This is a genomic window from Haloarchaeobius caseinilyticus, assembly GCF_051207395.1.
Taxonomy (GTDB): Archaea; Halobacteriota; Halobacteria; order Halobacteriales; family Natrialbaceae; genus Haloarchaeobius.
Genome location: NZ_JBPJZC010000005.1, coordinates 160,018 through 177,837, shown reverse-complemented (window position 1 = coordinate 177,837; position 17,820 = coordinate 160,018). Strand labels below are relative to the sequence as shown.

The window sequence follows — 17,820 nt, the reverse complement described above, 5'->3', positions numbered from 1 at the left end:
CATAGATTCATACCACATCGAGCTGCGATATATACAAGTCATGAGTTCGTCCATTCGACTCGTTTTCGTCTACGACCAAGAGGACGATTGTCGCGTCCTCGAATCGGTCCAGACACAACTCGAAACGCTCGACAGTGTCGAGGAGACGATGCTGGGCGACGACATCCTCTTCGTCACGAACCGCGCTGTCGAGATGTACAAATCGTCGTGCCACCAGACGGTCCCTGACGGTGCTGACTACCTCTCCACGATGACGCCGTTCGTCTCTCTCCGGTTCGCGGAGGGAGACTTCGAGAACGTTCGAGACGACGACACCGACTCGCTCGACGCCCTCTGTGACGTTCTCCGGGTCGTGTGGAACGGGACTGCACCGCGAGTCGCATACGCGATTCCTTCGCTACACCAGTCTTTTGCCGGGCTCCAGACACCTCCTGTCACCGAACAGAGCTTCCAGAACAGGCGCCTCGAGTACCTCCCGTGGATCGTCGTGCTGCCGCCAGCACTCGTCGAGACGTACGGCCGTGAGACGGTCCAGTCGGCACCCGTGTATCGAGCCGAGACACTCGACGACGGGTCGATACTCGTCATCACTAACGAGAGCCACGGTGGCCCAACCCCAGAGAAGCCATACACCGACGCTGGCGACCACATCGGCGTCGAGGCCTGGTTCGACCGGCCGTACTAACCGCGTGACCCCTCACTCCGTCACGACATCGGCGATTTCGTCCAGCGTCTCGATCTCGTACGTCGGCGTGACCGACATCGACACGTCTCGGTTGTGCGACCGCCGGACGAACACCGAGTCCATCCCGGCGCGCTGGGCCGCGACCACGTCGCTTTCGCTGTCGCCGACGTAGAGTGCCGACCCGCCGCCGAGGGCTTCGTGCGCGCGGTCGAGGTAGTGCGTGTTCGGCTTCTTCCGGTCGATACTCTCGACCGTCATCTCGCGGCCGTAGTACGTCTCGAACGCGTCGTCGAGGTCGAAGAAGTCGAGGACGAACTCGATAGTGCTGTGGTGGTTGTTGCTCACGACGCCACAGGGCTGGGGCAAGTCGAAGATGGCGGAGACGTCGTCGTAGCGGTCCCGTTCGCCCGCTCGGAAGGCGGCGAACTGCGACTGCTCGTCGAGTCGTTCGCGCGTGGACCACAGCGTTCCAGGGTCCAGCCCGTGGTGCGAACTTATCTCGGTCAGGGCGTCGACGGTGACGCCGCTGGCGAGCGCGTCGACGTGCTGGTCGGTTGGGTCTTCGACGCCGACTTCGGCGAACGCCGCACGAATCGCGCCAGCCTGCGTTTCGGCGGCGGGTGGGTCGACGAGCACACCGTCGTTGTCGAACAGGACCGTCTCGTACGCTGTCACGTCCGTGGGGTTTCTGGGGGAATGAATTGGTCCTTTCGCCGTCATCGCCGCATCGTCGCCTGGACGTTTATAAGCTACACACGGCCTAACGGCCGTGGTATTCAGCATGGACTCCCACTCTAACCGAATCTGGCACGGGAACTACCCCGTTCGTGGTCAACATCCCGCTGTTCAAGCGCACGCCTATAGGTGCGCCTCCTTCGCCCCCAGTTCGATTGCGAAGGAGTTTCAGACCAATGTTCTTCGCCGCGTTGTAGTCCGCGTGGTTCTCGTAACCGCACGAGTGGCACGCGAACGTTTCGCCATGGCGATTATCCTCGTGGGTGAAGCCGCAGGTATCCACCTTGCATCTTTATGAGTGAGTCGCCCCACGAGAGACCCATGACGGACGTGGTGATTCGGAACGCGGTCCCGGGGGACACCGCAGAGATACTCGCTGTGCAAGAGCGTGGGTGGAACGCGGCATACGGTGACTTCCTCGAACAACAGACTATCGAGCGGGCGATGGTAGCGTGGGGCGACCCCGAGACGACCAAAATCGCGGTCGCTCGTGACGAGGGTGCGTACTTCGTCGCCGAACTCGACGACGAAATCGTCGGCTATCTCAGCGGCACAAAGGCGGACGAAGACGGCGTGTCGATACTCGACGCGATATACGTCGACCCCGACCACTGGGGCGACGGTGTCGGTACAGCCCTGCTCGAGGCGTTCGAGTCGACCTGTGTCGAGTGGGGTCGGCCAGTCCTCGAGTTCCACGTCCTCGCCGAGAACGACGTCGGTCGGTCGTTCTACCGGAAGCACGGCTACAACGTGACTGAAACGCGAGAGAGTGGCCTGTTCGGCCAGACGGTGACCGAGTTCGTCTTCCGCGGGCAAATCGCTGAGGACGAACTGTATCAGTGATTGACCTCCTCCCGCGCCTGAAGACACGGGAATCAGCGGCAGAGCGCGACTGAACGGTCGCGGTCGGCGGCTACTCGACGCGCTCTAGAATCGTCGCGATACCCTGTCCGAAGCCGATGCACATCGTCGACAGCGCAGTGTCTGCCCCAGTGCGCTCCATCTCGTGGACCAGTTTCGTGACGAGCGCGCCGCCGGTCGCCCCGAGCGGGTGACCGTGCGCGATTGCGCCGCCGTTGACGTTCGTGCGGTCCCACGATGCGCCGGTCTCTTCGAGCCACGCCCCGACGACGCTGGCGAACGCTTCGTTGACCTCGAACAGGTCGATATCGTCGACGGTCATGTCGGCCTTGTCGAGGACGTTCTTCGTCGCTGGAATCGGACCAGTGAGCATCATCACGGGGTCGACGGCGCAGACTTCGGTCTGGACGATGCGGGCCATCGGCTCCCAGCCCTGTTCTTCCGCGACTTCGGCCGAACAGATGAGCATGGCCGACGCGCCGTCGACGATGCCCGAGGAGTTCCCAGCGTGGACGATGCCGTCGCCCTCCTCGCGGAAGGCAAGCGGCAGTCCGCCGAGGGTCTCGACGGTCGTCCCGGGTCGCGGGTGACCGTCTTCTTCGACCGTAATCTCGTCGCCGTCGAGTTCGGTTTCGACCGGTGCGAGTTGGCTCTCGTAGCGACCCTTTTCCCACGCGTCGCCCCAGCGCGACTGCGACTCCGAGGCGATTTCGTCCAAATCCTCGCGCGTGAAGCCCCAGGTCTCGGCGATGCGCTCGGCGCTCTCGCCCTGCTGGACGAGTTCGTCATAGTACTCGAAGTACGATTCAGCCATCGACCCGCCATCGGACCCCATCGGCTCGCGGGTCATGTGTTCGACACCGCCCGCGACGATGACATCCTCGAAACCGGCGCGAATCTGCGCGGCCGCGAAGTTCACCGCCTGCTGGCCGGAGCCGCACATCCGGTTGAGCTGGACGCCCGGCGCGCCGTGGCGGTTCTCCCACGACGCTCCCGGTCCGGCGTCCGAATCGACGCCTTCGCCCCAGCCAGCGGCCAGCGGCGCGATGCGACCGATGTTCAGTCCCTGGTCGCCCTTGGGTGTCACACAGCCGAGGATCACGTCGTCGACGAGCGCGGTGTCGAGGTCGTTCCGGGCTTCGAGTGCTTCGAGTGGTGCGGCTGCGAGGTCCTGCGGGTGCGTGTCGCGGAACGCGCCCTCTCGTTTGCCAAAGGGCGTCCGAACCGCGTCGACGATGACTGCCTCGTGCATGGCTGAAACTGGGAAACGATTTACTTGTTTCTTTCGGGGTGGTCCCACGTCACATTCGACTGAAACGCGATATATCGGTGTACATAGACGTGAAACGTCCGAAACGTCGGGACGAACCGTTCCGGGGCTGCAACGGACGCAAACGGTGGTCGCTAATCGACCCATAATAAAGCCCCTCTACCGACGACGAGTCTCGCATGAGGCACAGAACGATTACGACGGTGGCACTCGCCCTCGTCGTCCTGCTGGCGGGTTGCACCGGTGCCGCACAGTTCGAGACACGAACCGCTGACGACGGCGCAGGCGGGGCCGGTGGCGATGGTGGCGGCGACGACCTGCCCGATGCGACACACCGACAACCGGACATGGCCGAAGGGACACAGCCGAGCGAGGCCTACGACTCGCCCGCACCGCCGAACGTCCCGACGGAGAGTAATCTCGACGAAGGGAACCGCATCGAGTCGGTCGAACTCGTCAATACGGCCGGGTCGGAGAACGGCCTCTCCGACTTCGACGTGCGCGTCACTGCGAACACGATGATGGAGAGTATCGACCCTGCAGAACACGGTGACGCGGAGGGTGAACCGTACTTCATCGTCGCGGTCGACGGCTCGCGCATCGCGCGCTCTGACTACGTCGCGATGGAGGAAAACGGCGAGTTCGTCGTCCAGGTCCACCCCGACGCGCTCACCCAGTACAAGAACGGCCAACACGAGATAACCGTCTACCTGTTCGACCAGGACAGCGAGCACGACGACGTGTACGGGAAGTGGACGGGTACGTTCTACTACGAACAATAGCCGACTGAACAGTCATCTCTTGGGACAGTTGAGCGAAAAAATTAAGAGGGTATCCTGTGAAGTTGTGTATACATGACCCGTAACCTACCGGTCGTGGGCAACGAAGCCCGCACTGGCGGCGACCACCGCTACGCCGCACACGGAGACGAGGCCTCGACCTCGGTCACGGGTACGCCGATCTTCTAGCGCTGGCTCTACGACGCCAGCTGTCGCCGACTCGCGACTAGCTGGCAGCGCGAGACCAGCGTATCCGCACTCACTCCACCGCGAGTGACGCGTGTCGCTGTCGCCTTCGCGTCGGACGCATCGACTCCAGACCGCACAGTCACAGCTACATCCACCCCCAATGTCCGACACCACGTTCGACGCCGACGCCGCACAGCCAGCCTACAACCTCGCGTACCTCGTCGACGACCGCTCGTTCTGTTACCACGAGTACGCCGTCGACTCGGCCTACGACGGCGGGTACGTCGACCCGCGGACCGGCCGCGAGGACGCCCCGCCGGACTTCGGCGCGCGCCGGAGTGCCATCCTCGAGTTCTACGGCCACCGCTGCGGTCGCTGTGGCTGCGGCCTCGGAGACGCCACCGACGGCCAGCACGAGACGGGCTACCTGTACTCCGTCGTTTCCGCGACCGGCGAGGGCGACGAGTGGGCGCTCTCGAACCTCGTCGCGGTCTGTGAGCCGTGTTACACGCTGCTGACGACCGACTGCCCCGAGGGAATGGGCGGCTTCGGCGCACAGGCGGAGCGCGCGCCGCAGTTCCCCGTCTGGACGTGCGACCCCCGTGTCGCCGTCGAGCGACTGCCGCTGTCGGGCAAAGAGGTCTGGCTGCGCGACCAACTCGCGGCCCGCGTCGGTGCGGTCACGGCCGACGAGACGGTCTGCGGTGGCCCGGCGGTGAACGCTCCGGTCGCCCGCGACGCCTGCCTCGCGCGGAACACGAACGCCGCGATGGCAGTCGCCCTCGGCGAAGCGCTCATCCTCGACGAGCAGGGGCCGCTGTCGACGACGAACCGGCGGCTCACGGATCGCTGGGACCTGCTGACCGTCCACGAACAGGCGGCCTGTGAGGAGCGCGCGGTGAGCACGGAGACGGTCATCGGCGGCGGCGGGTTCGAGCCGTGTGTCGACCTCCAGCGGGCGTAACCCGACAATCACGGTTCGGCGACCTCGGCGGCTGGTCCCCGCTGACTATCGGTCCTCCATCCCACCTTCCCGGTGTCACACGTTCGACGCGTCTCGTCAGCTTTTCAGGAACCATCGGTTATTTCCGAACGGAGTTGCTTCCTCCAGAGACGATGGTCCTCCGGAAGGCACTTCTCGTCGAACTGTTCGCGCTCCTCGTCGTCCTCTACGCGGGCTTCGCCATGCTCTCGCCCGACAAGCACCTCTCGCCTCGTATCCTCGACTACGGCTTCCTCATCGGCCTCGGGGGACTGGTGTACGGCCTCGTCGGCGACTGGATAACCGAGTGACGACGAGCGCAGCGACCGACGCGGCTAAAGCCTGAAACCTCGAACTCGACTCGTGACACGACGTGTCAGACTCGGTCGCGGCGTCGAGTTCCGGCTCTCGACCGGCGAGACGGTCGTCGCGGACGGCGCAGGTGCAGGTATCAACGCCGACTGTACAGTCCTGAGCCACGCACACGCGGACCACTTGGTTCCGAAGTCGGCCGGGCCGGTCGTCTGTTCGCCCTGTGCGGCCGACCTCGCGGCGGCCCGCAGCGGGAGCACGCCGGAGCGACTCGAATCGGGCCACCCACTCGTCGACCTCGTCGACGCGGGCCACGTCGCCGGGTCGAAGGCGGCCCTGATTCACGACACGGCGGCCGACCGAGACTACCTGTACACGGCCGACTGCTCGGTCCGCGACCGGTTTTTCCTCGACGGGTTCGAACCACCGAGCGCGGACGTGCTCGTGATAGAGACGACGTACGGGAAACCCGAATACACCTTCCCCGAGCAATCCGAAATCGAGACCGAAATCGTCGACTGGCTGGCCGACACCAGGGACCGCCCAGTCCTGCTTTTTGGTTACTCGCTGGGGCGGGCACAACAACTCGAACTGCTCGCCCAGCGCGCGGAGCGTGAGCGGGTGTTCGTCTGGCCGACAGTCGCAGCAGTCGACGCGGCCATCGAACCGCACTACGACGTGACCTTCGAGGGTATCGAGTACGACGCCGACGCGGTCGACCTCGGCCCGGGCGACGCGCTCGTGCTACCGACGAACTTCGCGCGGGGCGACACCGTTTCGCGCCTGGTCGACGAGCGCGACGCGCTGAAAGCCGGCTTCTCCGGTTGGGCGGTCGACGACTCCTACCTGTACCGCGGTGGCCACGACGTGACGTTCCCGCTCACGGACCACTGCGACTTCAGCGAGTTAGCACAGGTCGTCGAAGCGGTCAACCCCGAAGTCGTCTACACCCAGCACGGATTCACCGAAGCGTTCGCCACCCACGTCACGACCGAACTGGGCTACGAGGCGTGGGCACTCAAGCGCGACCAGACCGCCCTCTCCGAGTTCTACTGAGGAATGACGTACGGACCATGAAAATACAGCCAAACGGGTCATGCTCTCCCGTAGCGAACGTAGAGTTGAATCGTCTCCTCCGGGGGTTGGACGTTCATACTCCCTGACACACGAGTCGATTCCGCCGTCGGCAGCGCGGCTGTGGCTGGGCTCGGACATCGTTACTGAGCCGTCGCTGGTATCCGGGGTGCCTCTGACTCTCGCCGGTTACACAGGCGGCCGACCGAGCCAGGCCACTGCCACGGTCAGTACACTGCCGCGTTTCTGAGAAATGTCTCGGTCGTGTTCACACCCGTTATTCACTGGCGACCGGCAGGTGAAGCGTCACCTCGCTGCCGCCGAGGTCGGACCGCGCGAACGACACTTGCCCACCGGAGGCAGAGACGATGTGGTCGACGAGCCACAGCCCCAGTCCGCTCGCGTGGTCGAGTTGCGTAATCTCGCGTTCGCCGAGCACCACGGCCCGTTCCTGTTCCGGGATACCGGGCCCGTCGTCGGCGACCCGCACGTCGACCGTCTCGACCGCCTCGTCGATGCAGACCTGTACCTCGGGAGACGCCTCGCGGTTGTGCTTGGCGGCGTTCTCGACGACGTTGACGATGGCGGTCTCCAGTTGTGGATGGGCCCGGACCATCGCCTGTTCGGGTGCGGTCAGCGCCGTCACCACGTCGGGGTACTGGTAGCGAACCGACCGAACCGCAGCGCGGGTCGCAGCCGTCGCGTCGACCGCCGGATTCCCGTCAGTTCGGGTGATTCGTTCGAGCAACTGTGCCTTCTCGCTCAACTCGACGACGGTGTTCGCAGCACTGAGTAACGACCGGGCGTAGTCGAGTTCGTCGCCCGAGAGCGACCGCGTGAGTGTCTCGGCGTACCCGCTGACGACGGTCATCTTGTTCCGGAGATTGTGCCGCAGGATGCGATGTAACACCTGTAGTCGTCGCTCTCGTTCGAGTTGGTCGGTCACGTCGGTGTAGACACCGAACGCTCGGACACCGTCGTCGGTCTCGCGGTACGGCACACCACGGAAGAGGAAGTGACGTTCGCCGTGCGTGGTCTGGCGGACGACTCGTTCGTGATTCGCCTCGCCGCCTTCGGCACGCTGGTCGAGTCGATGCCCCTCGTCGTCGCCCGCCGGGAGGACGAACTCGTTCAACGACTCACCGACGACCGTGTCTGCGCTCCACCCGAAGGTCTGTTCGAACCCGGGGTTCACCCGGCGGACGATGGGGTCACCGTCGCGGATATCTGCCTCGACGATGGCGTCGGGGATGGTGTCGAAGAGGAACGAAACGCGGTCGCGTTCGGCCGCGAGTCGTTCGCGGGTATCGGCGAGTTCCTCACGGTCACGGACCACGCCGACGGTGCCGACGAACGAGTCGTCGACGAACTGTGGTGCGATTTCTAGTTCGGCTTCGAGTCGTCGCCCGTCGCGCGTTCGCAACACAGTTTCGTACGTGTCGGTCTCGGCATCGCCCGAGAGAATCGACCGGATGTGTTCTCGGCCTTCGACCACGTCGGCAGCCGAGAGGACCACCGACACGTGTTTGCCGACGAGTTGGTCACGAGTGTAGCCGAGCCACTCGGCGAGCCGAGTGGTCGTCAGCGTGAATCGGCCCGCGTCGTCCAGCGCGTACAACATCTCCGGGACGGCAGACCAGATATCCGTGGAACCCTCACCGGGAATCGACGGCTGTGCATCTCCCGACTGTCCGGTGGACTGCATAGCCACCGACTCCGCCGGCTGCGCCGTCGAAACGCCGCTCACACGGTCGACGACAGCGTTCAGGGCTTCCTCGTCGGACCCGGAGACGTAGTCGGTCGCCCCGGCGCGGAACGCGGCGACTGCGGTCCGTTCGTCGGCTTCGGGCGTCCAGACGACGACCGGGACAGCGGCGGCTGCCGACGTGAGCCGAGTGACGACCCGTTCGGCAGCCGTCGCGTCCGCGACTTCGGCGACGGCGGCCACTGGAGCGGCTGAGAGCGTCGCCGGGGCAGTGACGACCGTGACTGGGTCGAACCCGCCGGTCGCCAGACGGTCTGCGAGCCGGGTCTCGTCCGCTGCCGTGGTCGTGACGACGAGGACGCTCGGGGACTGCTGCGACTGCATCGAGATACCGACACTTCGAAGAAGCGGGCAAAAACGGTTCGGGAGAACTCAGCGGCCGTATCAGACCGTGAGTCGTCAAAACGAACCAGTTCGGTACTGTCCGCTCTCCCCAGCCGCTGCGGTCACTCCGATATGCACCCGGGTGACGAGTCAGTTCGCTGGCGGTGCGACGAGGACCGGCCGCTCGGCATCGAGGATGACCGCCTGTGCGGTCGACCCGAACAGCGCCTTGCCAGCCGGAGACCGCTTTCGTCCGCTCACACAGATACAGTCTGCGTCGATGTCGTTCGCGTGGTCGATGATCTCGTTCGCGGGACTCCCGCTCGACTCGGCGAGTTCGCTGTCGATATCTGCCTCGTCGAGAACTTCCTGGACCTGTCGCACCGTACTGAGCTGCGAGACCGACGCTCCCTCCGGATTGTCCCGGAACACGTGGAACAGCGTGACGTGAATCTCGTCTTCACCGGGCATGTCGGCGACGGCTTCGGCCTGTGCGCGAGCGCGGTCCTCGTCCGAATCGACTGCAAGCAGTACGTCGTACATGGACTCCGATACACTCACGGGTGGCTTAATTTGTGGGGTGATAGCGGCTCACTCGACAGCCTCTGTCGCCACGAAGATGTACGGGTTGCCCTCGTAGCGGACGAACGTCTGGCGGTAGTCGACGCTATTCGTCCTGAGCCAGTCGAGGGCGGCCTCGACGTTTTCAGGTGGCTGGCCGGTCCCCGACCAATCGACCGAGCCGCCCTCGGCTAGCTGGACGAGCGTCGACCGTGCTGGCTCGGAGACGCTGTCGTTCAGGGAGACGACGACATCGTCGAGGTGGTCGGCGGCGAACGCCTCGGCCGAATCAGCGACCGGTTCGAGTTCGTAGTGGACCGCGTACCTGGCCGCGCCCTGTGACTGCCCACGGTACGCGATGGCGAATAGGTCGCCGTCCTGTCGCACGTAGTGCGTCTCGCCGTCGAGGAACCGTGACTGGTTGGCGTCGCCGTCGAAGACGTAGCGGAAACTCGTTGACAACGACCCGGAGTCACGGATTCGCTGCGATGGGGCACCGAAGGTGACGAGTCCCTGGTCGACCGACGGGAGGTCCTCGAACTCGACTGCTTGCTCCTGTGCAGTCTCGTACTCGGGGCGTCCCTCCCGGATTGGCCCTTCCAACCGCATCTTGTAGCCGGTGCCGGTCCGTTCGGTGGTCGCGGTGGCGTTCACCTGGTAGAACGTCCCGTTGTCCCTGATGAACTCACTGTCGTCGAACGCCCGGAACGCCTCGGACTCGTCGCCGTTCAACCGGACGACGGCGGTGGTGTCGGCGCTCCCATTTGCGAAGAGTTCGGTCGCAATCGCTCGCTGGCTGGTGTACAGTTTCTCACGGGTGGGGACGTACTCCCTCGCGAGTCGTGCAGGCGACGCCTCGTACGCGTACATCTCGATCCAGCGGTTGTAGCCGTCGTCAGTCGTCGGTTCGACCGCCAACTCCGTCGGTGGGACAGCGGTGGTTGACGTCGTGGTTTCGGTGGCCGTGTCGGTCACCGTCGTCTCGACACTGAATCGGCCACGTTCCTCGTCGGGGCCCGAAATCGCGCTACAGCCAGCGCTGGCGACGAGAAGGCCGACGAGGAGCAAGTGGAGGGCGGAACGTCTCATCGAACGAACTGACAGAGTAGCGGTACAAGTGCTTTCTGTCGCTGGCGGTGATGGAACGTACCATCGGTGACAAGATACTCAAGTGATTAGTTCATTGCCGCGGCCAAGACCAGACGAATGCGCCGACGTGCCCTCCTCGCCGCCGCCGGAACTGGCCTCGCTGCCGGACTGACAGGCTGCCTCTCGGCGTCCGCCCCGGCGGTGGGTACAGCGTGGTCACGTCAGACCGCCGACGCCGCGAACACCTACACAACCAGCACCGAGGGACCGACGAGCGACCTCTACCGCTTCTGGCAGCGCGAGTTGCCCGGTAACTACGGGCCGACGTGTTCACCGGTCGTCGGCGACGGAACGGTGTACGTCGCGTCCGGCGGGAGTCCGAACGACCAGCCCAGTTGGACCTGGCTCGGTGCCTACGACGCGACGACCGGCGAGCCAACGTGGGAGACGAAACTGGGCCAGACGGTGGAGACGGCGTCACTCCACTCCTACGCGGACTCACTCGTGCTGGACCGCGAGCGCGACCGTGTCCTCGTCCAGACGAGAGCCGGATTACAGTCCGTGGGAGCGGACGGCTCGGTCGACTGGACGTTCGAAAACATCGGTCCCCGGCAGATGGGCCCCACAGCCCTCTCGCCGGTCGTCGCCGAAGACACCGTCGTCACTGCCACGTATGCGACGACCGGCGATTCGGGGTTGGAGGCCGTCTTCGGGCTCTCCCACGACGGGACGGAGCGCTGGCGCGTCGACCTCCCGGACCGAACGCCGGGCCAGTTGACCGCCGTGGACGGAACGGTGTACGTGCCGAGCCTGTACGGCGACCAGAAAGGCATCCTCGCGCTGGACGCGACGACCGGTGAGCGACTGTTCACGTGGGACCTGCCGGCGTACGGCCCGCTCTCCGTCTCGAACGGCACTGCCTACCTGCCACTGCGAGACGGCGGAGTCGACGAACTCGTCGCACTCGACGCGCAGGACGGGACAGCAATCTGGCGGCAGGGCGTCGGCGGTCGCTGGCCCGAATCGGGACTCGCCGTCGCCGACGGCCTCGTCTACGCCATCGCCGAGTCGAGCCTCGTCGTTCGCCGTGCCGAGACGGGCGAGGTAGTGTGGCGGTTCGGGAAACAGTCGGCGGTCACCGCCGAACTCCAGACGAGTCCGGTCGTCGCTGGCGGGCACGTCTACGTCCACGGCTACCGGAATTCCGAGACGGACAGTACCGTCCATCTGTTCGTCCTCGACGCAGAAACCGGCGAGCAACGAGGACAGGTCGCACTGCCGCAGGCGATGTCACCGGACAGCGTTCCGGCAGTCACCGACGGCCTCGTGTTCAGCGCGCAGCGTCCGGGATCGCTGGTCGCCATCGGCGAGTGCGACACCCAGTTGTTCGGCGACTGTGTGTCGCGGTAGGGTTCAGTCGTCCGTCGGCTGCCCTTCACCGGCCGACCCGCTCTCACCGGCCGACTCACCCTCGCCCTCTTCAGTGTCGAGCAGGCCGCGTTCACGGGCTTCCGAGCGCCAGAACTCGTCGTACCCTTCCGTATCGGGGTCGCGGAGGACCGTCGTCTCGCCCTGATGGACCTGGTCGAGTTTGAGGTCGACCTCCTGTAGCAGGCGCTCGGCGATGTCCGAGGTGAGGATACCGTTGAGTTCGGCCGACTTGATGGCGCTCTGTTCGCGCTTGAGTATCTGGCGCTCGCCGACCAGTTGCTCGCGGTCGCGGATGGTCGGGTTCTGTTCGAGCAACTGGCTGATAGCCCGCGAGAGGTCTTCCTTCTCGGCCTCGTACTCGCTGGTGAAGCGGTTGTACACCGAGGTCGGAATCTGGTTCTTCGCGTCGAGCGAATCCGCCGCGTCCAGTGCGGCGTCGACCGCCCGGGCACGGCCGATGAGCAACTGGTAGAGCCGGTCTTCGTCGGTCGTCGTGATGATGCCGAGTCGCTCGATGAGTGGCTTCATCGTCAGCCCTTGCACGACCAGACTGAACGCCGCGATACCGAAGACGAGGACGCGCAGTTCCTCCGTGGTCACGCTGTTGTACGCCGCCAGCGGGCTGTTCTCGCCGCCGGGGATACCCAACACGAGCGCGATGGGGATCGAGGCGTGCAGGCCACCCCAGACGAGGACGTGCTGGTACGACACCGACAAATTCTGTCGCGGCAGCACCCGGTTCATGACGTTCGTGATGACGTACACCGGAATCGCCCGCCCGACGAGGACGAGGACGATGGCGATGGCGAGCGGCCCGAGGTTGGCGAAGATTTCGCCGATGGGTGTCCGGGCACCGATGAGCACGAAGATGAACGTGTTGACGAGGAAGCCGAGCGTCTCCCACGTGTTGAAGATAGAGAGCTTCGTCTGCGGACTCATCGCTTCCTCTGCGCCACGGTTCCCGATGAACAGCCCTGCGACGACGGTGGCGATGACGCCGGAGAACTTGATGCCGGTCCACTGGGGCACGTAGTGTTCGGCGAGGATGAACGACCCGTAGGCGAGGATGAGCGTGAGGACGATTTCGGTCATGTGCTCGTCGAGGTCGCGCATGACGCTGTACACGGCGAAGGCTGCGACGAAGCCGACGAGTGCGCCGCCGAGGCCGGAAAACAGCACGTCGATGGCGACCCGGGCGATGCCATCGATGGTCAGCAGGTCGTCGACGGACGCCCCCGAGGCGACGAGGTCGTACAACGTGACGAAGATGACGACGGCGACACCGTCGTTCAGCAGACTCTCACCCTCGACGAGCACCGAGAGTCGTTCTGGTGCACCGATTTCCTCGAACAGTGCCAGCACGGACACGGGGTCGGTCGGGAGGACGATGGTCGCGAAGAGCAGGGCGACGAGCAGTGGCATTCCGAGCACCTGCGTCGCCGCCATGCCGACGAGCAGGATAGACGTGATGAGGCCGACGACGGCCAGTACGAGGATGACCGGGAAGTTCTCGCGGAACTCCTCTAAGTCGGTGGTCGCTGCGCCTTCGAACAGCAGTGGCGGCAACAGCACGAGCAGGATGATGTCGTGCGACAGTGGGATGCTGTCGAGTGCCTGATGCGCCCCTGCGCCGCTACCGTTCGTGAGTGCGACGCCGATAGAGACCGCGAATCCCGCGAACAGCAACGCGATGGTGTACGGGAACCGGCCGACCTTGGCGACGAAGACGCCGACACCACCCGCGATGATGAACACGGCCAGCAGGTCGATGAGACCGGCCGTGATGCCGCCTTCGGAGGCGGCGAGGACGGGTGCGACGAGTCCGGTCACGTCGACTCCCTACCGGTCGTCGATACACCGACCAACAACTGCCCGCAGGAGACGCGTCTCATGTTACTCTCGCGTAATCTCGTCTGGCAGGTAAGCGTTCGGATGCCGTTTGGTGCCATGTCACATTTCGACACGCGTCGGTGTCGAGTTCGTGCCCTGCCGTGAACAGGCAATGGTTGCGTGGCGGAATACTTACTTACGGGTAACAATCAATCGTGGGAGTGGGCTTACTCCTGGCGCGCGTGAGCCCGAACCCACTTCCATCACTGCGCTTTTCCGCCGTCACGAGTACCGTCGTCAGTCACCAACGACGCAGAACGGTTCAACCAGAGTTTAAACCGTGTTGAAACCAGCACAATGAAAATTTTGGTGCCAGAAAGTATTTCCGGTTACTTCCGAGAGGCGACTCTATGAAACTGTGCAAGGACAACGGGCGATGGTGGTGGCGCAGCCGGCACGACCGGAACGGAGGACGCCGTGTCGTCTGACGAACCAGTGCTGGTCTACGTCCGCTGTGAACACTGCGGGCAAACGGGTGTCCCAACGTTGCTCCCGCACCGGTACAAACTCGCGCTCACGCCGGCCGGCGACAGGGTGCTAACGGAGTGTAACTCCTGCGGTGACTCGTTCTTCGTCTACTGTGAACCCAGATGAGGACTGACGCGAACAGGTAGCGTCGTCGTCAAGTCGCGTTCTCGGATACATCCACATCGGAACCACCAGCCGCGTCCACATCCTCGTAAACGCGCTCTCTGAGAAACTCCCGTATCGCGCTCGTGAAGAATTCGGGGTTGTCGACGTTCGAGGCGTGCCCGCCACCCGGGACGACGCGAATCTCGGGGTCGGTGTGGGCGAGTTGCTCGGCCAGTCGCTCGGCACTCTCGACGACGGCCGAGGGGACGTATTCGCCGTGCATGACGAGCGTCGGCGCGGTGACGACAGAGAGGTCCAGGTCTGACTTCGGGAATCGGGCAGTCGCGTCGGCGATTTTCACGAACTCGTCGTGGGGAATCGTCGCCCCGTCTTCGACCAGTCGCTGGATCGTCTCCTCGTCGCCGGAGACCCCGGGAAGGAGCCAGTTTCCGACCCGAAGCTGCCACCGATTCAGGGTCTTGTAGCCGACGACGCGGTCCAGTCGACCGAGGAATCGGAGGTTCGCCATGGCGGCCCGCCCGGTCAGGGACTGCGGACCGACGTGGAACGTATCGGCGAGCACGAGCCCAGCGACTTTCTCGGGGTGAGCCGCGGCGAACGCCTGCGCGACAGCGCCACCCATCGAGAGCCCACAGACGACGGCCCGGTCGATGTCGAGCGTGTCGAGTAGCGCGTTCAGGTCCTCGGCGAACAGCGAGATAGAGTACGGCGACACGTCGGAACCGCCGGTGTGGCCGTGGCCACGAACGTCGTAGGCGATGGTTCTGTACTCGTCGCTGAGCGCGTCCAGTTGCTGTTCCCACATCGTCGTGCTCATGATCATCCCGTGGACGAAGACGACCACGGGCCCGTCACCACGCTCGACGTAGTACGTCTCGATGTCCCCCGTCTGTACGGTCGGCATATCACTGAATGTACGTCACGTGTCGACGTGAAGTTACCGCGAACTGAGGTGTTCAGATGGGAGAACAGTCGAGATGCAACCGGGTCAGGCTCGGTGATGCTGCTCCCACCGCGGCACCGCCCGCCGGTACAGCACCAATCCGAGCGCGCCGGCGACGACCGCCGCGACGCCCAGCCCTGCGAGCAACGTGGTCGAGACGGGCGCGAGGACGAGACCGACGACGAGCACCGGCACCAGCACGAGTGCGACTGCGCCGCTGAAGGCGGCGAACAACACCGTGTCGAACAGGAACTCGTTCGGCTGGAACCCCGCGAGGTAGACGGTCAGGCCGAACAGGTAGCACTCCAGTCCGAGCAAGAGGAGCAAGCCGACGACGGCTTCCAGCGGGGGCGTGCCACGCCACGCGACCGCCGCGGCGAAGTACAGCACGCCGGTCGGGACGCCGAGGACGAGGAACGCGCGGAACTTCGCGCGAAAGACCGCCGCGACGGAAATCGGGTAGAGCTGGTACTGCGTCACGTCGTCGAACTGTGTGACCCAGTTGTAGGTCGTGAAGGCGGAGAGGCCGAGAATCGCGCCGAAGCTGATGCCGACCGAAGGGTCCAGACCGGTGATGACCGCGGCGAGGTCGATGAGGAACCACGAGACGACGAACAGCACACCGCCGGAGAACAGCACCTTGACCACGCCGCCAGACGAGCGCTGCACGTCGAGTAGCGACTTGACCGTGAGGCCGTCCGCGTCGAACGGGAGGCGACGCTGCCAGGTCAGGAACGTCCGCCGGGCTGTCCGGGCGGGCGTGACGTAGTTCGTGTCGTAGACGGCGACGCCGACGCCGAGCAGGACCGGAATCGGCGCGAGTGCGACCAGCGCCTCGACCGGCGTCGCGCCGTCGAACAGGCCGTATGGCGTGAACTGGATTACATCGACACCGGCGGCGTAAGCCAGCCCCGCACCGGCGGCGACAGCGAGCAGGAGCAGTTTGCCCGACGCGCCGCGCGTCGAGAGGCCGATAGCCGCGAACGTGACCGCGACGCCGAGGACGAACGTCGCCGTCGTCGTCGCCCAGAGCGCCGGGATGGCGAGTGGGGCGAGTGCGGTTGCACCCGAACCGCCTGCGCCAGTACGCAGGACGACAGCCGGAGCGAACCCGACTGCGATGGGTGCCAGAAAGAGCACGGCGTAGTACACCGCGTCCTTCACGAGGAAAATGCCGAGCAGCTTGCGCTGTGAAATCGGCAAGGTTCGTGCCGTGAACACCAGCAGCGTCGTGTCGCCGAGCAGATTCCGCATCGCGTCGCGACCGACGAAACCGATGGAACCCGTGTGTAAGCCGAAGAAGAAGGCGAGGCCGTGGACGCCCGCGACGACGGCCCCAATCTCGGTCCCGGTCGTCGTGAGCAGGTACACCGCGCCAGCCGTGATGGCCGCGACGAACAGCGGGAAGGCACCGAATCGCCCACCGCCGAACAGTTCGCTGTGGAGTCGCCACTCCTCTCGCAGCATCTCGACGAACAGCCGCCGGTCGAGGTGCCTAGTCGTCACTCGCCACGACCTCCGGCTCTTGCCACGCCGCGTCGTCGCCGACGTTCGCCATAAACTCGTCCAGCAACGAATCGGTACCGGCGAGGTCGCCGGGCTGGCGCTCGGCGATGAGTTCGCCGCCGTAGACGATGCCGACGCGCGAGCAAATCTCCTCGGCGACCTCGATGTGGTGCGTCGAGATGAATATCGTGTTTCCCCGGTCGCGATAGCTCGTCAGGAAACGTTTCGTCCGCTCCTGCACGATGGGGTCGAGATTCGCCAGCGGTTCGTCGATGAAGACGACTTCTGGCTCGTGAATGAACGCCTGCGTAATCATCACTTTCTGCTGTTGGCCCCGCGAGAGGTCGGTGCTGAGAGTATCCAGTTTCTCTTCGAACGAGAGTCGCTCGGCCCACGTCTCGACGCGGTACTCGACCGTTTCCGGGGGAATGTCTCGGACCGTTCCGACGAAGTCGAAGTACTCTCGTGGCGTCATGAAACTCGGCGGCGATTCCTGCTCGGGCAGGATGCCGATGTGTCGCCGCGTCTCGACCGGGTTCGCGACCGAGTCGTAGCCCAATATCTCGGCTGTGCCCGAATCCGGTTCCAGCTGACCCGTGAGTATCTTGATCGTCGTCGTCTTGCCCGCCCCGTTCGGTCCCAGCGCGCCGAACAGTTCGCCGCGGCCGATGTCGAGGGAGAGGTCGGCCAGCGCGACGACGTCGCCGTACGTCTTGCGAAGGTTCGCCGTACGAATCGCGCTCATCTGATGGCCGTGAGTTGGTGCGATGGTACGTAATCGTTCTGCCCGTCGGGAAGGTCGCGATACCGAATGCATCGGCCGAATCGCC

The 17,820-nt window shown here is 64.7% G+C and carries 16 protein-coding genes and 1 pseudogene; 7 read left to right on the top strand and 10 right to left on the bottom strand.

The window, feature by feature from the left end:
- Nucleotides 1-40: 40 nt before the first annotated feature.
- The gene (locus ACSC1P_RS20710) at nt 41-685 is read left to right on the top strand and encodes a hypothetical protein (protein ID WP_435362115.1); all 645 of its coding nucleotides are present in this window, start codon (nt 41-43) and stop codon (nt 683-685) included.
- A gap of 12 nt (nt 686-697) precedes the next feature.
- Here the strand turns inward: ACSC1P_RS20710 and ACSC1P_RS20705 are convergent, their stop codons facing one another.
- Together ACSC1P_RS20705 and ACSC1P_RS20700 are read right to left on the bottom strand one after the other, a co-directional pair.
- Entirely contained in the window at nt 698-1,360 is a 663-nt protein-coding gene (locus ACSC1P_RS20705) for an HAD family hydrolase (RefSeq protein ID WP_435362114.1), read from the bottom strand.
- Between the two features lie 85 nt (nt 1,361-1,445).
- Nucleotides 1,446-1,706 (bottom strand): annotated as a pseudogene (locus ACSC1P_RS20700) (zinc ribbon domain-containing protein); the annotation flags it as partial.
- A 35-nt stretch (nt 1,707-1,741) separates the two neighbouring features.
- On the opposite strand from ACSC1P_RS20700, the gene ACSC1P_RS20695 reads away from it, so the two are divergent.
- On the top strand, nt 1,742-2,263 hold the full coding sequence (locus ACSC1P_RS20695; RefSeq protein WP_435362113.1) for a GNAT family N-acetyltransferase: 522 nt from the start codon (nt 1,742-1,744) through the stop codon (nt 2,261-2,263).
- A 70-nt stretch (nt 2,264-2,333) separates the two neighbouring features.
- Here the strand turns inward: ACSC1P_RS20695 and ACSC1P_RS20690 are convergent, their stop codons facing one another.
- Complete coding sequence (locus tag ACSC1P_RS20690) at nt 2,334-3,533, bottom strand: thiolase family protein (protein ID WP_435362112.1); 1,200 nt, start codon at nt 3,531-3,533, stop codon at nt 2,334-2,336.
- Between the two features lie 197 nt (nt 3,534-3,730).
- Here ACSC1P_RS20690 and ACSC1P_RS20685 point away from each other — a divergent pair, with 197 nt between their 5' ends.
- From ACSC1P_RS20685 to ACSC1P_RS20670, 4 genes are all read left to right on the top strand, one after another.
- A complete protein-coding gene (locus tag ACSC1P_RS20685) occupies nt 3,731-4,333 on the top strand; it encodes a C2 domain-containing protein (protein WP_435362111.1) in 603 nt (200 codons plus the stop codon).
- 346 nt (nt 4,334-4,679) lie between these two features.
- Nucleotides 4,680-5,483: a hypothetical protein gene (locus ACSC1P_RS20680; RefSeq protein ID WP_435362110.1), complete on the top strand. Its 804-nt coding sequence runs from the start codon at nt 4,680-4,682 to the stop codon at nt 5,481-5,483.
- Between the two features lie 152 nt (nt 5,484-5,635).
- Nucleotides 5,636-5,812, top strand: coding sequence for a hypothetical protein (locus tag ACSC1P_RS20675; RefSeq protein WP_435362109.1), 177 nt, complete (start codon nt 5,636-5,638; stop codon nt 5,810-5,812).
- Nucleotides 5,813-5,864: 52 nt separating this feature from the next.
- A complete protein-coding gene (locus ACSC1P_RS20670) occupies nt 5,865-6,869 on the top strand; it encodes an MBL fold metallo-hydrolase (RefSeq protein ID WP_435362108.1) in 1,005 nt (334 codons plus the stop codon).
- Between the two features lie 295 nt (nt 6,870-7,164).
- Here ACSC1P_RS20670 and ACSC1P_RS20665 read toward each other — a convergent pair whose 3' ends face one another.
- The 3 genes from ACSC1P_RS20665 to ACSC1P_RS20655 form a co-directional block, all read right to left on the bottom strand.
- Nucleotides 7,165-8,976: a PAS domain S-box protein gene (locus ACSC1P_RS20665; RefSeq protein ID WP_435362107.1), complete on the bottom strand. Its 1,812-nt coding sequence runs from the start codon at nt 8,974-8,976 to the stop codon at nt 7,165-7,167.
- Between the two features lie 150 nt (nt 8,977-9,126).
- Entirely contained in the window at nt 9,127-9,519 is a 393-nt protein-coding gene (locus ACSC1P_RS20660) for a universal stress protein (protein WP_435362106.1), read from the bottom strand.
- Nucleotides 9,520-9,567: 48 nt separating this feature from the next.
- The gene (locus tag ACSC1P_RS20655) at nt 9,568-10,626 is read right to left on the bottom strand and encodes a hypothetical protein (RefSeq protein WP_435362105.1); all 1,059 of its coding nucleotides are present in this window, start codon (nt 10,624-10,626) and stop codon (nt 9,568-9,570) included.
- Between the two features lie 117 nt (nt 10,627-10,743).
- On the opposite strand from ACSC1P_RS20655, the gene ACSC1P_RS20650 reads away from it, so the two are divergent.
- Nucleotides 10,744-12,036 (top strand): outer membrane protein assembly factor BamB family protein, encoded by a 1,293-nt coding sequence (locus ACSC1P_RS20650; RefSeq protein WP_435362104.1) that lies wholly within the window; start codon nt 10,744-10,746, stop codon nt 12,034-12,036.
- Between the two features lie 3 nt (nt 12,037-12,039).
- Here ACSC1P_RS20650 and ACSC1P_RS20645 read toward each other — a convergent pair whose 3' ends face one another.
- From ACSC1P_RS20645 to ACSC1P_RS20630, 4 genes are all read right to left on the bottom strand, one after another.
- Entirely contained in the window at nt 12,040-13,887 is a 1,848-nt protein-coding gene (locus tag ACSC1P_RS20645; protein ID WP_435362103.1) for a cation:proton antiporter, read from the bottom strand.
- A gap of 682 nt (nt 13,888-14,569) precedes the next feature.
- Nucleotides 14,570-15,445, bottom strand: coding sequence for an alpha/beta fold hydrolase (locus ACSC1P_RS20640; protein WP_435362102.1), 876 nt, complete (start codon nt 15,443-15,445; stop codon nt 14,570-14,572).
- 84 nt (nt 15,446-15,529) lie between these two features.
- Nucleotides 15,530-16,990: a hypothetical protein gene (locus tag ACSC1P_RS20635; RefSeq protein WP_435362101.1), complete on the bottom strand. Its 1,461-nt coding sequence runs from the start codon at nt 16,988-16,990 to the stop codon at nt 15,530-15,532.
- The gene (locus ACSC1P_RS20630; RefSeq protein WP_435362100.1) at nt 16,980-17,735 is read right to left on the bottom strand and encodes an ABC transporter ATP-binding protein; all 756 of its coding nucleotides are present in this window, start codon (nt 17,733-17,735) and stop codon (nt 16,980-16,982) included. The genes ACSC1P_RS20635 and ACSC1P_RS20630 overlap by 11 nt, the downstream gene beginning before the upstream one ends.
- Between the last annotated feature and the right edge of the window lie 85 nt (nt 17,736-17,820).